Raw genomic sequence first — 14,990 nt, 5'->3', positions numbered from 1 at the left:
CTTAACGAAGACTTACCGCCCTGTCAGCGCACAGGCATGGCCTGTTGACGTTTCTGCAGGAAAAGTACAATGCGGAAGGCAATATAGAGCAGCGCCACACAGCCATGAATGACGGCGATAATCGGCCTATAAAAGAAGTACTCCGAGAACACCGTGAACATCAGTGTTTCGCCAAGCGCGGCGACGAACCAGATGACCGGACCCCATGATACCATCATCCAAAGGCCGGTGGATGCGACCGGAAACAGCATGGCAAGCGAAACGGAGGCCACCTTCCATTGCCAGGGCATCAGATCAAAGCGCCAGAGCAGGCCTTCATAATAACCCATGATCTGCACCCAATAGCCGACACCTGCCACAAGGCAATAAATAGACACCACGCGGAGCAACCAGATGAAGCCGGTCTGGGCCAATGTTGCGTCAAATGGCAGATGAGTGGCTTTCTCGATCATGTAAGCTGCAGTTCCCGCTCACCCAGTGGCGCAAAATAGGCATCAATCATTTCAGGTGTGACATCTTCAATGGTTGCCGGCTGCCACGCGGGCGCATTGTCCTTATCGACGAGAAGCGCGCGGACACCTTCATAAAAGTCATGGTTCTCCAGCATTCTGGACAGGATGCGGTATTCCATTTGCATGCATTGATCCATGTCGAGATCACGCCCTTCTTCGATCTGCCTGAACGTCACATGCAGGCTGGTTGGAGAGCGCGTCCTGACAATATCCAGAACCCGCTGCGCATCTTCGTTTTCATTTACTCCGGCAGCGGCCAAGCGAATAAGACAGCCGCCCAGAGTTTGCGGATCGAACAGAACGCCGATCATATCGCGTATTTTCTCGCTGGTTTCATAGTCCGGATTGATCGTTTTATCGCGCAGGGCTTCAGCAGGGTCACCGGTTTTGATCAAAGCGTGGCGGATAGCTTCCTTGTGTTCAGCCCGAATTGCATGGGTAGCGATACCGCTCTGCAGACAATCTCCCTGGCGAATTCGATTGCCGGTCAGGGCGAGATATGTGCCAAAATGCTCAGGCAAATGCGGCAGGAAGGCGCTACCACCCACATCCGGAAAGAAACCGATTCCGACTTCCGGCATGGCGAACATGACATTCTCGGTGACGATGCGGTGCGAGCCGTGGACGGAAATCCCAACGCCGCCGCCCATCACAATTCCGTCGATCAGCGATATATAGGGTTTGGGAAAGTGTCTTATAAAAGCGTTCAACCGGTATTCGTCATGGAAGAAGTCGTAAAGTGGTGCTCCGGCTTTTCCCGCACGATAGACCGCAAGAATATCGCCGCCAGCGCAAAAGGCCCGCCCCTCGCCCTCGACAACCACGCAGTGAATTTCAGGATCAGCGGCCCAGGCTTGCAAGGCGCGGTACATGGCCCTGACCATGACAGGCGTCAGCGCATTCAGGGCCTTCGGGCGGGTCAGGCGAACCAACCCGGCCTTCCCCCTGGTTTCAAATGCGATTTCGCCCTCGCCGCCAAAATCGATTTCCATACACCCCTCCTTGTTCATTATCGTGAGGTTAGGAAACTCCGGCATACCGCGTCAATGGATCACATCTCTTGCCAAGCATCTTGGTCCACGGGGTGAAGCCTGTTAAAACCGTTTCCAATATCTGGAAACGTTCCAAACAACAGGAAGAAAGTCCGCCTCATACGGACAGGGCAGCAATGATGAACAAAGTTTCGCCTTTTCACGCCAGCACCGGCAGGACCGTCGATGAAATCACGCAGAGCCGCCGTCTGCGCCGTATGCGCAAAGCGGACTGGTCGCGCCGGCTGGTTCAGGAGAACCAGCTGACGGTCAACGATCTCATCTGGCCAATCTTTTTATGCGAAGGCACGAATCGGCGCGAAGACATTGCTGCCATGCCCGGCGTTCAGCGTTTTTCCGTCGATATGGCGGCGCGCGAGGCAGAGCGTGCCGCGAAACTTGGTATTCCGGCCATTGCAACCTTTGCCAATATCGATCCAAGCCTGCGCGACCAGACCGGCTCCGGTATTCTTGACGCGGACAATCTGATCAACCGTGCCACGCGGGCGATCAAGGACGCAGTGCCGGAAATCGGCATTATCACCGATGTGGCTCTCGATCCATTCACCAGTCACGGTCATGATGGCATTTTGCGCGATGGTATCATCGTCAATGACGAGACAGTGGCGCAGATCACTCGCGGTGCGGTGCTACAGGCTGCCGCTGGCGCCGATATCATTGCGCCATCGGACATGATGGACGGCCGCATTGGCGCTATTCGCGAAGCACTGGACCAGAACGGTTTTCAGGATGTTGCTATCATGGCCTATGCCACGAAATTCGCGTCGGCTTTCTATGGTCCCTACCGCGAGGCCATCGGCACGTCCGGCCGTCTCAAGGGTGACAAGAAGACCTACTACATCGACCCGGCCAATACGGATGAAGCCATTCGCGAAGCGGAACAGGATCTGGCGGAAGGTGCGGATTCCCTGATGGTCAAGCCGGGCCTGCCCTATCTCGATATCATTCACCGCCTCAAGGAAACATTCTCTGTGCCGACATTCGCCTATCAGGTGTCGGGTGAATATACGATGATCAAGGCTGCGGGTGCCAATGGCTGGATCGACGAAGAGCGGGTGATGATGGAAACACTGCTCGCATTCAAGCGTGCCGGTTGTGATGGCATCCTGACTTATTTTGCCCCTTTGGTTGCAGAGCGTCTGAAGGCTGGGCTCTGATTGCATAAATTTTGTAAGTGGTTCGACAAGCTCACCATGAGGGAAGGTGAGGATTGCAGGGAGCTAGTTCTGCAAAATTGCAGATTGGCTTTGCAACCCATCCCACTCCCTCATGGTGAGCTTGTCGAACCACGCACAAGGCCACGTGCAACCCTATTCGACAGAAACTCCTTGAATTTCTATTCTAGAATTCCCAACTGCAAGAGCACGGCGCTGTGTCCGTGTGTTTGAAACGGGAAACGAAATGAATACGAGCGCGCTTGACGGCGAAATAATCACCAACCGCCTGGACGACTGGCGGATGTATCAGGGCGTGCGGTCCAGCCGCGTTTTCGCGTTCCTGATGGATTACGTCATCGTGTTTTTCCTATGCATCCCCGTCGCTATTGTGATCGCCATTCTTGGCGTTGCGACGCTGGGCCTTGGCTGGATGCTTTATGGCATCATGTTCCCGGCTGTGGCGCTTGCTTATGTCGCGTCCACACTCGGCGGCTCGCGTCAGGCAACCAAAGGTATGCAGATGATGGGCTTGAAGCTCGAGCGTCTGGATGGACAAAAGGTCGATGGTCTGCTTGCCATCGTCCATACGGTGCTTTTCTGGGGATTGAACGTGGTACTGACACCGTTCATTCTCCTTGCGACATTCGTTTTGGACCGCAAACGCACGGTCCACGACCTGCTTCTAGGTACGGTTGTCGTACGCGCATACAATTAATCCGAGGGCTCCCGATCGGGAGCCTTCTTCATTTACCGGTCATAACCATGACACATCTCAGGCTTTACGCCTTCGCCTTCATGGCGCTCTTTTTCTACAGCCTCGGTATTGGCAATAGTCTGGCTGCATCTCCTGCCGGACGGTTTTGTGGCGAAGTGATTTCAAACGGCGACTATCAGGATATTGAAACTATTCTGAATGTCGGCAGGGACGGGCATGTTTTTGGAACGTACCAGATCGATGCTGCAGACGGGCTCGTCATGGGCACGCTGACCGAAAACGAGATCGAAACCGGGCCTGAGCGCACAATGATCTGGACTGACAAATATGGCTCCGGGCTGCTGACCGTGCATTTCGCCCAGGATTTTCTGTCGTTCAATGGCCGCTGGGGCCATTCCACAGGCGGGGCACACGATGCCCCCAGCCATTCATGGAACGGTTCACGGTGCTATGGTTTGAATTCAAAAATAGAACGGGATGACGACATTCACGACTGAATACAATATAATTGAATTGACGTTATCAGTGGTCTTACGATTCTATAGGAGTTGCATACCGTTCCAGGATGACGAATGACGCATCAACCGCAGCAATCACCGCAGTTTTTTCTGACAGCACCCTCGCCCTGCCCATATCTGGAAGGGCAACTGGAGCGCAAGGTTTTCACACATCTTGTGGGTGGGCGCGCAAGTGAACTCAATGATCTGCTCACGCAAGGCGGTTTCCGGCGCTCGCAAAACATTGCGTATCGGCCCGCCTGCGAGAATTGCAGAGCCTGCGTCTCCGTTCGTATTCTTGCCGGCGAGTTCAAGCAGGAGAAATCCATGCGCCGGGTCTGGAACCATAATCGGGACCTGATCGGCAATATCCATCAGGCAGAACCTTCCACGGAGCAATATAACCTGTTCCGCCGCTATCTCGATGCGCGGCATAACAAGGGCGGCATGTCGGAAATGACGGTGCTCGACTATGCAATGATGGTTGAGGATACGCACGTTCCCACACAGATCATTGAATATCGCCGTCGCGGACCTGACTCGTTCATCACCAAGAAGGGCGAAGGCGAACTGATCGCTGTCGCACTGACAGACATCATGGGCGACGGGCTATCGATGGTCTATTCCTTCTTCAACCCTGATTATGCGGACCGCTCACTCGGTACCTTCATGATTCTCGACCATATTCAGCGCGCTGCGGCGGCAGGCCTGCCGCATGTCTATCTCGGCTATTGGGTCGAGGGCTCACGCAAGATGCAGTATAAAATCCGCTACAAGCCTCAGGAACATCTGGGACCAAAGGGCTGGGAACGTCGCGATTAGGCTGTGTTCGGGTGGTAGTTCAATGGTGCGTGGTTCGACACGCTCACCATGAGGGAGAGTGAGGACTGCAGGGAGCCAAGTTCTGTACTATCGAAGGGTGGCGTGCAGCCAAACCCTCTCCCTCATGGTGAGCGTGTCGAACCACGCACGCCAGAATTGCCATCTCCCCATTTGAAACTGATTTGTACTTACCTGACCTAGAATAAGCCCATTCTTCCAGCTAAAGCTCTTGGCTTAAATTATAAAAAGACTTGATCTTAAAAGACTTGGAAAGCCCCGAGGAAATGTCCCAACCGCATCTTGATCACCGCAAGGGCCTGCTCATCACAGGCATTGGCGGTCTGATACTCTCCGTCGATATTCCGTTGCTGCGGCTTGGTCAGGGCGAAACATGGTCAACGCTGCTGCTGCGTAGCGGCACGACATTCATCTGTGCGCTGATCATCTGGGCGATCTGGAGCGTAGCGACCGGAAAAGCGCGGACGATCCTGCCGGGACGTATCGGTTTTGCCGTGGCCGGGCTTTACGGGATGGGTTCCATCGCTTTCATGGTCGCGGTCTATAATACGACGACGGCCAATCTCGTGTTCATCCTCGCTTTCAATACCGTGTTTGCGGCGCTGTTTTCATGGATTTTCCTGAAAGAGCGGCCAAGGACCGCCACGTTCATTGCAATGTTTTTCATGCTGATCGGTGTCGGCATCATCGTTCGCGAGGGTCTGTCTTCCGGTCATCTGTTCGGCAATCTGATCGCGTTGCTATCGACCTTTTTCCTTGCCTCGGCCATTACCGTGACCCGCGCCTCGAAGAAAGACATGAGTTTCGCCGCGATCATCGGTACGGCTCTGCCCATGCTGGTCGCCGCTTTCATGGTGTCGCAGCACGGGTTTACTGTCGCGGTTCCCGGTTGGATCATCTTCAATGGCGCTGTTGTGACCACGATTGCTTTCGCCTGTCTTGCAACGGGACCCAGATTTCTCTCCGGTCCCGAAGTGGCGATGTTCTATCTCCTGGAAACAGTCCTTGCACCAATCTGGGTCTGGTTTGTTTTTTCAGAGCGGCCCACCGACCCCACCCTGCTTGGCGGGATCATCATTATCACGACGCTTGTCTGTCACTCGCTTTGGCAGATGCGCAGCGCGCTCAAGCGATCACGGACGGCGGCAATCCGCCACCCCATCTGAAGCCGTCTATTCTGCGGCTTCAGTGATCAGGCCAGGTGCCGGATAGGCTGGAACCGTACGAACGCCGTGTTTGGCTGCACCTTCCGGAGCTTCGTCCGGAATATTGGGGCGGAAGCTCCATTTGAACGCCCGTGCCATCCAGCGGCTCAAATCATCCATGATCGTGTAGAACGACGGCACGAACACCAGCGACAGCACTGTCGAGATCAGCAGCCCACCGATCACCGCAATCGCCATCGGAGCCCGGAACTCGCCGCCGTCACCGAAGGCCATGGCTGCGGGCAACATGCCTGCGGACATGGCAATCGTGGTCATCACAATCGGACGAACGCGCTTGCGGCCAGCGTCAATGATGGCCTCGTTGCGCGGTATGCCGTGCTTGACCTCTTCAACAGCGAAATCGACGAGCATAATGGCATTCTTGGTGACGATACCCATCAACATCAGGATACCGATGACCACGGCCATGGATACGGAGTTGTTTGTGAGCAGCAGAGCTGCCGCCACGCCGGCAATGGAGAGGGGCAGAGACATCAGAATGGTGAAAGCATGAAAGATACTGCCAAAGAGCAGAATCAGCACCACAAACACCAGCATCAGACCCATGATCATGGCATCGCGGAAGCCGGCAAAGACTTCGCCCATAACCTCGGCGTCTCCGGTTTCCTGAATACGCACACCTTCCGGCATGGATTTGACCTGCGGTAAGCCTTTGACGATGGAAAGTCCCTCGCCGATCTCTTTGCCGCCGGCCATATTAGCGCCGACGACGACACGGCGTTCACGGTTGAAGCGTTCGATCGATGACGGGCCCTGCCCGAAACTGACATTGGCAATCGAGGCAAGCGGCACAACCACGCCAGACGGTGCCGTCACCGTCAGCGTGTTCAGAACTGTCAAATCGCGGCGTGATTCTTCTGTCAGCTGAACACGGATCGGTATCTGGCGGTCACCAACTGTATATTTGGCAAGATTGGCATCAAGATCGCCGAGTGTTGCAACACGAAGCGCATCAGAGACACCTGATGTGGACAAACCAAGCTCGGCCAGTTTGTCCATGCGGGGCGTGACAATAATCTCCGGGCGGTCCAATGCAGCACTGGATGAAACAGCCTGGAAACTGCCGGTTGCCATCATGCCGCTCTGCATGGCACGTGCCTGCTCGCTCACCTTCTGACCGTCCGGGCCAATAACGCCGATAGCAAATTCACGCTCGCCGCGATCATTGACGAAATTGGCACGTATATCCGGCACTTCAGACAGCTTTGCGAAAATATCGGTTTCTATCTGTTTCTGGGTACGGTTGCGCTCGCTCTTATGGCTGAGCTTGACGATCATCGTAGCGCGGCGCGTATCGACCTCGCCTTTGGGTGACGATCCGCCAACCACATAGGTCTGCTGCACTTCCGGGATTTCCCGAACACGTGTAGCGGCCAGATCAGTCACACGGCGCGTTTCATCGATGGGCGAGCCCGGTGTCAATTCCAGATTGACTGCAACACGCGCCTCATCCTGCGCAGGCACAAAACCTGAAGGCAGAAAGCCCATGGCCCAGATTGCCGTGGCGAACAGAAGCACACCACTGATCAGGGTCAGCCAGCGATAACGCAGCGTGACCACGAGAAAGCGGGTGTAAGCGCCAACCCAGCCGCCGTCATTTTCCTCGTGAAGCAGGTTCTTCTTGTCGCGCAGGAGATAGGCCGTCATCATCGGCGTGATCAGACGCGCTACAAGCAGCGAGAAAAACACGGCAACCGCAACCGTCAGACCGAACTGTTTGAAATATTGCCCGGCAATGCCGCTCATGAAGCTGACCGGCGCAAACACCGCAATGATTGTCACCGAAATAGCGATAACAGCCAGTCCAATTTCGTCTGCTGCCTCCAGCGAAGCGCGATAGGGTGATTTGCCCGAACGCATATGCCGGACGATATTCTCAATCTCCACAATCGCATCATCGACAAGAATACCGGTCACGAGCGTGATCCCGAGCAAACTGATCAAATTGAGCGAGAACCCGAGCATATCGATTGCCCAGAATGTCGGTATGGCTGACAGCGGCAAGGCTATGGCTGCAATTAAAGTCGCCCGCATGTTACGCAGGAAGAGGAAGACAACGATGATCGAGAGGATCGCGCCTTCGACGAGTGAACTCATCGCCGCTTCGTAATTGCCGTAGGTATAGTTCACCGCATTATCGATGATACTGAACCGCGCATCGGGATATTTCTGCTTCAACAGTTCCATGCGGTCCTGAACCCGCTTGAAAACGTCGGCATCACTGGCACCTTTGGCGCGGAATATGCCCAGCGACACAATCGTCTGGTTGTTCACGCGGGCAAAGGATTTCGGCTCCTGAAACGAGTCCGTGACACTGCCGATAGCGTCAAGCCGGACGGAACGGCCGCCAGCGAGCGGAATTTCCACGCTACGCAGGTCATCGAGCGTGCGCGATGCGCCCAGCGTGCGAATGGTCTGCTGTGTCGTCCCAAGATCACCCCGGCCCCCGGTCAGATCCGTGTTCATCGCCTTAAGCGCGCGATTTACATCGGCGGCGGTTACGCCCAAAGCCGTCAACCGGTCCGGGTCAAGCGCAACCCGGATTTCGCGGGTCACGCCGCCATAGCGTTCCACCCGGCCAACACCTTTGACGCCCTGGATATCGCGCAGAATCTTGTCATCGACAAACCACGAGAGTTCTTCGGATGTCATGGTCGGCGCGGAAACCGCGTAGGTCAGAATAGCCGAACCCTCAACATCCACCGAACTGACAATCGGCTCCTTGATGGTTGCGGGCAGATCGCTGCGAATGCGGGTAACCGCATCCTTGACGTCGTTCAGGGCTTTTTGCGTATCGACTTCGAGCCGGAACTCGACAAGCGTTGTCGAAATGCCTTCAGTGAGCGTCGTGATAACATTCTTCACGCCGGTAATGTTGGCAACCGAATCCTCAACCCGCTTGGCGATCTGGGTTTCAAGCTCGCTCGGTGCAACGCCAGGATCAGTCACCGCGACTGAAATGAGCGGAACATCAATATTGGGAAAGCGGGTAATCGGCAGCTTGGCAAAGCTCATCAAGCCCAGAACAACGAGCACGACAAACAACAGGATCGATGGAACCGGATTGCGGATCGACCAGGCAGAAATGTTCCAGTTCATTTGACCGCCCCCGTTGTTTCCTCTGCAACCCGAACAGGGGTGACACGATCACCATTAGCGACAAAAGTTCCGGCGCGGGCCACAACGTCCTCACCATCGGCCAGTCCACTCAGGACTTCGACCGACCGGTCATTGCGAATGCCAAGCGTGACTTTGCGGGTATCAATCACCCCGTCCTTGACCACTTGCACGAGCGCCGTGGACCCGTGATAGACGACGGCGGACAGCGGAACGCTGACACCATTGCGCCGGGTCAGCTCAACAATTGCACGGGCGAAATTACCGGGGCGGATCGCATCGTTGCGCTCGAGTGAAATTTTGACTGAACCGAGCCGCGAGTTGGCAGTGATCTCCGGCGAAATCAACCGGATACGACCGGCAACGGGCTCATCCATGCCGGAAACACGAACAGACACGGGCATGCCCTGCTTGAGACGCGGCAGATCGGCTTCGGGAATATTGGCGGAAAGCTCAAAATCGCGATCGCGGGCGATACGAAACAAAGGACCAGCATTAACAGACACAATACCGCCGAGCAGTGCGTTACGGCTGAGAACTACGCCATCCGTTGGCGCTTTGACATCCGCCTTTTCGATCCGCAGCAAAACATCGCGTTTTTGCGCGGCTACGAGCTGCAATTGGGACTGGCTGGCGACCAGTGCCTGCCTCGATGTATTCAGCCGCGCATTGGCGCTGTCATGCGCGTTGGTTGCATTGTCAAAATCCGCCTTGGAGGTGATCCCCTTGGCTGACAGGGCCCGGGCACGATCCAATGCTTCCTGCGCCTGACGCACGGCAATCTGTGCATCGACGATCTGCGCTTCCGATTGAGCAATAGATGCTTCAGCCTGCGCCCGCTGCGCTTCAATCTGGGCCAGCTGAATTTCAAGTGATGATTTATCGAGACGGGCAATAATCTCGCCCTCCTTGACCATATCGCCCTGATCGGCAGAGAGTTCGAGCACGATCAATCCGGCGACGTCTGTTCCAACGGCCACCTCCTGCCGGGGAACAATCGTGCCGGTAACAGTGATCGTCGCGACCATCTCCGCTTCGGCGGCTGGAATGACATTGATAACGGGTGGCTTGACGGTCTGGGTCACTGGTGTGTCCGCAGCATGACCGCCGGAAACAAGCGTGGATGACAGGCCGAAGGCCAGAGCGAGGGATGTCAGAACTGTGTTGCGGCGGTTGCGCATCGGATGACCTGATCAAAAGAGTGAAATGCGGATCTGTATGTCAGTAGCTATGCTGATGCTTTATTTCTGGACGGGCCGCAAAATCGCGACCGCAAGCGCACGGAACATCGGCTCCAGTGCTTCGACAGGCACGCCTTGTGCCGGGAAATTGCGCATGACGACGCCCTCGCCCATGGCAGCGAGCGTCGCGACCACAAGCTCCAGATCGCCAACCGGATTGATCTCGCCTTTGGTCTTGGCGGCGCTGACAACCGACAAAAGCTTTTCACGCATCTGTCCTTCATAGAGTTCGCATTGGGCAGCAACGGCTTCATTGCGCATGGCTTCGGCACGCACTTCCGAGAAAAGCAGCGCGCTTCTCTCATCCCAGCTGGTTCCTGCCGCGTCGGCCGACTTCTTGCGGACGTGGTCGACACCTACCATCACAAGCGCATCGATGATGTTGTCATATTCATCCATGCGGTTGAGGATTTCAGCGCTGGCTTTGCGGTGCGAAGCCACGATGGTCTCGATAATGGATTCCTTGGACGGGAAGTACCGATACAAAGCGCCGGGGCTCATACCCGCTTCCGAGCAGATATCATTCATCGACGCGCCACGGAATCCGGCGCGAACAAAGCAGTTGGTCGCCGCTTCAAGAATGCGCGCTTCCTGCACCTCGCGGTTCTGTGCACGCTTGCCAAACAGTTTGGCGACAAAACAATGCGATTCATGATCCGATTTCTCGTCGGCCATGCCCGTCAATTGTTTCGGCAAAATGTGGTCAGCCATGCAACACCATAAAAAGAGCGAACGTTCGTTCTCATTTATAGTGAAGCACAGATACCGTCAATACGAGAATGAACGTTCTCGTTTATTTTTTCAAGTTAACAGAGACAGCTATCAAGAAAATTTGCCCGAACGCGGGAAACCTTTCGGTACCATGCGGCCAGCGGTTGCCCTCGGGCCAATCCATTCAGCCAATTCTTCCTTGCTGCGCGTGAACGTCCGGTCCGCCGCATCCTGCCATGTGAGCCCGTGCTCCATGGCAAAGACACGGATATCGGAGACTCCGCCGTCCTTGTAGCGTTGCAGGCGCACGCCCTTACCGCGTCCAAGTTCCGGGACTTCCGCCAGCGGGAACACCAGCATCTTGCGGTTCTCGCCAACGATTGCCACGCTGTCGCCGGTAACGGCCACGCAATGCCGCGCTTCATCCGGCGCCTTGATGTTCATCACCTGTTTGCCCTTGCGGGTATTGGCGATGATATCCGCCTCCGGCACGAGGAAACCATTGCCGTCATGCGATGACAAAAGCAGCTTGCGCTCAGGGTTATGAACAAAAGCGGTGACGATATCCTGATCGTTTTCCATGTCGACGATAATACGGATCGGCTCGCCATGGCCCCGGCCGCCCGGCAGGCTGTTGGCGCCGATAGTGTAGAACTTGCCGCCTGTCGTCAAAACCAGAATCCGGTCTGTCGTTTCCGCATGGAATGCGAGCTTCAGCTTGTCGCCTTCCTTGAAGGTCAGGGCGGCAAAGTCAGGCAGATGGCCCTTCATGGCACGCAACCAGCCTTTTTCCGAGACCACAACCGTCACCGGCTCTTTCTCGATCATGGCATGGTGCATATCCGTCAGATCATGCTGAGGCGCGTCGGCGAAGGTCGTGCGGCGCTTGCCCAACGGCGTATCGGCCGCATATTTCTTCTGCATTTCCCCGATCTGCCAGGAAATTGTCGACCACTGTTTGACATCAGAAGCCAGCAACTGCTCGATTTCACCTTTTTCGGCAGTAAGTCCATCGAATTCCTTACGGATTTCGAATTCTTCCAACTTGCGCAGAGCACGCAAGCGCATGTTGAGAATAGCTTCAGCCTGAACGTCGGATAGCTCGAAACGGGCCATCATCACCTGTTTGGGCTCATCTTCCTCACGAATGATGCGGATGACCTCGTCAAGGTTTAGGTAGGCAATCAGATAGCCGCCCAGAATTTCCAGCCGCCGTTCGATTTCGGCCAGGCGGTGACGCGAGCGACGGATCAGAACGTCCTTGCGGTGTTCGAGCCATTGCTTCAGCACATCGCGCAACGAAAGCACGTTCGGCACTTTGCCGTTAGACAATACGTTCATGTTCAACGGGAAACGAACCTCAAGCTCGGTGAGCTTGAACAGGGATTCCATCAGAATATCCGGATTGACACTGCGGCTCTTCGGTTCAAGCACGACACGCACATCTTCCGTCGATTCATCGCGAACATCATCGAGCAATGGAATCTTCTTGGCGATCAGCAGTTCAGCGATCTTTTCGATCAACCGGGACTTCTGCACCTGATACGGAATCTCGGTGATGACGATGATCCAGGTACCACGTCCCTGATCCTCGACCTCCCAGCGGGCACGCAGACGGAAACCGCCGCGCCCCGTCTTGTAAGCCTCGAGAATGGCATCCTGACTTTCGACCAGCACGCCACCGGTGGGGAAATCCGGACCGCGCACCTTGGTCTTTGAATGGTCTTCCGGATCGTCGGTCAGAGACATCATGTCTTCAACCGATGCGTCCGGGTGCTTGATCAGATGCAGTGCCGCTGCGCAAAGCTCGGATACATTGTGCGGCGGAATCGAGGTGGCCATGCCAACCGCAATGCCTGACGAACCATTGGCCAAAAGGTTTGGAAACGCGCCGGGAAGAACAATCGGCTCTTCGTCTTCCTCATTGTAGGTTGGACGGAAATCGACAGCGTCTTCGGTGATACCTTCCAGAAGCAGCATGGCAACGTCGGTCATCCGCGCTTCGGTGTAACGCATGGCAGCCGGATTATCGCCGTCAATATTGCCAAAATTCCCCTGCCCGTCGACAACGGGGTAGCGAACGGCAAAATCCTGTGACAGGCGCACCAGCGCGTCATAGATCGACTGATCGCCATGCGGGTGGAATTTACCCATGACCTCGCCGACAATGCGGGCGCATTTTGCATAGGATTGATCAGGCGAAAGACGCAGCAAACGCATGGCGTGCATGATGCGGCGATGAACGGGTTTCAGTCCGTCGCGCACATCCGGCAAGGCACGGTTCATGATCGTCGAAAGCGCGTAGGCCAGATAGCGTTCTTCCAGCGCGGCCTTCAGATCAACCGGTTCAATATTATCGTCGCCATTGTCTGGCGGAATCAGGCTTTTTCCCATGTCAATGGGTTATCAACTCACTGAATCCCGAGCAAGCGATGATTCGCCAAGATCACAGGCTGTTGTTTGCCCTGATGGCTTTAAAACAACCAAAGCTTGCGTCCATCATGCAAATCTGACTTTGTAGCGCCCGAATTGCCATTTTTGCGCTTTGATTGGCGTCTGTCACAGTTTTGCCGCTCATCATGCAATAGGTACGATTATTACTGTCAACGAGGATCACACTATGCACTCAATGCGTTCACTGAAATCCGGCTTGCACCTTATGGCTGCGACCACTGCTCTTGTCGTTGTCTTTGCCGGTTCAGCCTATGCGGTTGATGGCAATGCGGTGGCAGCCCGTTTGAAAGCTGTTTACGTCGAACAGGGCGGCACACTTGAATACTCGAATGTCGAGACCAATGGCTCAACGATTATCCTCAAAGATACGAAGATTTCTTCTGCCGGAGTGAAGGAAAGCTTCAATGCCGGTGACGTGACACTGAGCAATGTCAGCGACGTATCGGGCGGTGGCTTCAAGATCGGTTCCTTGACTATCCCGGATATCAAGTTCAGCCCGGAAGGCGAAGCGGACAGCAAGATTACTGTTGAAGGCATAGAGCTTGATGGCCTCACCCTTCCTGCTGAAGGCGCAACAGAGCCTTTGGCCAAGATGCTGCAGTACGAAAAGGGCGCTGTGAAGCACCTCACCCTCAACGCCAAGGGCAAGGACGTTTTCGCCGCCGATAATATGACTGTTACAGTCTCGCCATTGACTGCGTCAGCGCCTGTAACATTCACATCCAATGTTGAAAGTTTCAAAGCCGACCTGTCCGGTGTTGAGGATCCAAAGACCAAGGAAGCACTCAAGACACTCGGCTATCAGACTGTTTCGGGCAAGATCGACTTTAACGGCTCGTGGAATATCCCTGATGGCCGCCTGAATGTCGAAAAATTTGATTTCATTGCCGACAATGCCGGTACCCTTGGTCTGAAGCTTGATATTTCCGGCTACACGCTCGATTTCATCAAGGGCATTCGCGAAGCAGTGAAAACCGGCGAAGGAAAGCCAAGTGAAGCTCAGGGCATGGCCATGCTCGGCCTGATGCAGCAGTTGAGCTTCACCGGTGCTTCTGTCCGCTTTGACGATAATTCAGTTACCAACAAGGCACTGGATTATGCTGCCAAGCAGCAGGGTGGCAAGCGTGCCGATCTGGTCGGTCAGGGTAAGATGATTATCCCAATGATGGCGGCGCAGCTTGGCAATGCGGAATTTGCGCAGGCACTCAGCACAGCTGTCAACGCTTACCTTGATAATCCGAAGAACATTGAGATCAAAGCAGCGCCTGCCAAGCCGGTTCCGTTCGCAATTATTGCTGCCGGTGGCATGGCTGATCCAAAGTCGCTGATCAAGACATTGGGCGTCACAGTCAACGCCAACCAGTAATACTTTCAGGCGCCGTCCTCCTCGCAGGGCGGCGCTGCAAGTCAACGAAAAAGCCCGGCATCACTGCCGGGCTTTTTGTTTATCCAGAATCGGATAGCGGAG

12 protein-coding genes are annotated in these 14,990 nt (G+C 55.2%); 6 read left to right on the top strand and 6 right to left on the bottom strand.

Annotation, left to right across the window (positions count from 1 at the left end; all coding sequences use genetic code 11):
* Nucleotides 1-23: 23 nt before the first annotated feature.
* Complete coding sequence (locus tag HB779_RS12375) at nt 24-452, bottom strand: DUF6163 family protein (RefSeq protein WP_188342695.1); 429 nt, start codon at nt 450-452, stop codon at nt 24-26.
* Nucleotides 449-1,504: an enoyl-CoA hydratase/isomerase family protein gene (locus HB779_RS12370; protein WP_188342694.1), complete on the bottom strand. Its 1,056-nt coding sequence runs from the start codon at nt 1,502-1,504 to the stop codon at nt 449-451. The genes HB779_RS12375 and HB779_RS12370 overlap by 4 nt, the downstream gene beginning before the upstream one ends.
* Before the next feature lie 179 nt (nt 1,505-1,683).
* Here HB779_RS12370 and hemB point away from each other — a divergent pair, with 179 nt between their 5' ends.
* From hemB to HB779_RS12345, 5 genes are all read left to right on the top strand, one after another.
* On the top strand, nt 1,684-2,721 hold the full coding sequence (gene hemB, locus HB779_RS12365) for a porphobilinogen synthase (RefSeq protein WP_188345903.1): 1,038 nt from the start codon (nt 1,684-1,686) through the stop codon (nt 2,719-2,721).
* A gap of 301 nt (nt 2,722-3,022) precedes the next feature.
* Entirely contained in the window at nt 3,023-3,436 is a 414-nt protein-coding gene (locus tag HB779_RS12360; RefSeq protein ID WP_371823924.1) for an RDD family protein, read from the top strand.
* 47 nt (nt 3,437-3,483) lie between these two features.
* Nucleotides 3,484-3,933 (top strand): hypothetical protein, encoded by a 450-nt coding sequence (locus HB779_RS12355; RefSeq protein ID WP_188342692.1) that lies wholly within the window; start codon nt 3,484-3,486, stop codon nt 3,931-3,933.
* A 75-nt stretch (nt 3,934-4,008) separates the two neighbouring features.
* Entirely contained in the window at nt 4,009-4,755 is a 747-nt protein-coding gene (locus HB779_RS12350) for an arginyltransferase (protein ID WP_188342691.1), read from the top strand.
* 284 nt (nt 4,756-5,039) lie between these two features.
* Nucleotides 5,040-5,939, top strand: coding sequence for a DMT family transporter (locus HB779_RS12345; protein ID WP_188342690.1), 900 nt, complete (start codon nt 5,040-5,042; stop codon nt 5,937-5,939).
* Between the two features lie 6 nt (nt 5,940-5,945).
* On the opposite strand, the gene HB779_RS12340 is transcribed toward HB779_RS12345, so the two are convergent.
* The 4 genes from HB779_RS12340 to parC form a co-directional block, all read right to left on the bottom strand.
* Nucleotides 5,946-9,098, bottom strand: coding sequence for an efflux RND transporter permease subunit (locus tag HB779_RS12340; RefSeq protein WP_188342689.1), 3,153 nt, complete (start codon nt 9,096-9,098; stop codon nt 5,946-5,948).
* Nucleotides 9,095-10,297 carry an efflux RND transporter periplasmic adaptor subunit gene (locus HB779_RS12335; RefSeq protein WP_188342688.1) on the bottom strand — a complete coding sequence of 401 codons (1,203 nt, stop codon included), beginning with the start codon at nt 10,295-10,297 and terminating at the stop codon, nt 9,095-9,097. The genes HB779_RS12340 and HB779_RS12335 overlap by 4 nt, the downstream gene beginning before the upstream one ends.
* A 60-nt stretch (nt 10,298-10,357) precedes the next feature.
* Entirely contained in the window at nt 10,358-11,068 is a 711-nt protein-coding gene (locus tag HB779_RS12330) for a TetR/AcrR family transcriptional regulator (RefSeq protein ID WP_188342687.1), read from the bottom strand.
* 111 nt (nt 11,069-11,179) lie between these two features.
* Nucleotides 11,180-13,462 (bottom strand): DNA topoisomerase IV subunit A, encoded by a 2,283-nt coding sequence (gene parC, locus HB779_RS12325; RefSeq protein ID WP_188342686.1) that lies wholly within the window; start codon nt 13,460-13,462, stop codon nt 11,180-11,182.
* A gap of 226 nt (nt 13,463-13,688) precedes the next feature.
* Between parC and HB779_RS12320 the strand changes: the two genes are divergently transcribed.
* Nucleotides 13,689-14,888, top strand: coding sequence for a hypothetical protein (locus tag HB779_RS12320; RefSeq protein WP_188342685.1), 1,200 nt, complete (start codon nt 13,689-13,691; stop codon nt 14,886-14,888).
* The last annotated feature ends 102 nt before the right edge of the window (nt 14,889-14,990 follow it).

Origin of the sequence: Phyllobacterium sp. 628, from assembly GCF_014189505.1 — a bacterium.
Classification (GTDB): domain Bacteria; phylum Pseudomonadota; class Alphaproteobacteria; order Rhizobiales; family Rhizobiaceae; genus Phyllobacterium.
Note: the sequence above shows the minus strand (reverse complement) of the source record. Positions and strands in the feature narration are given on the sequence as shown.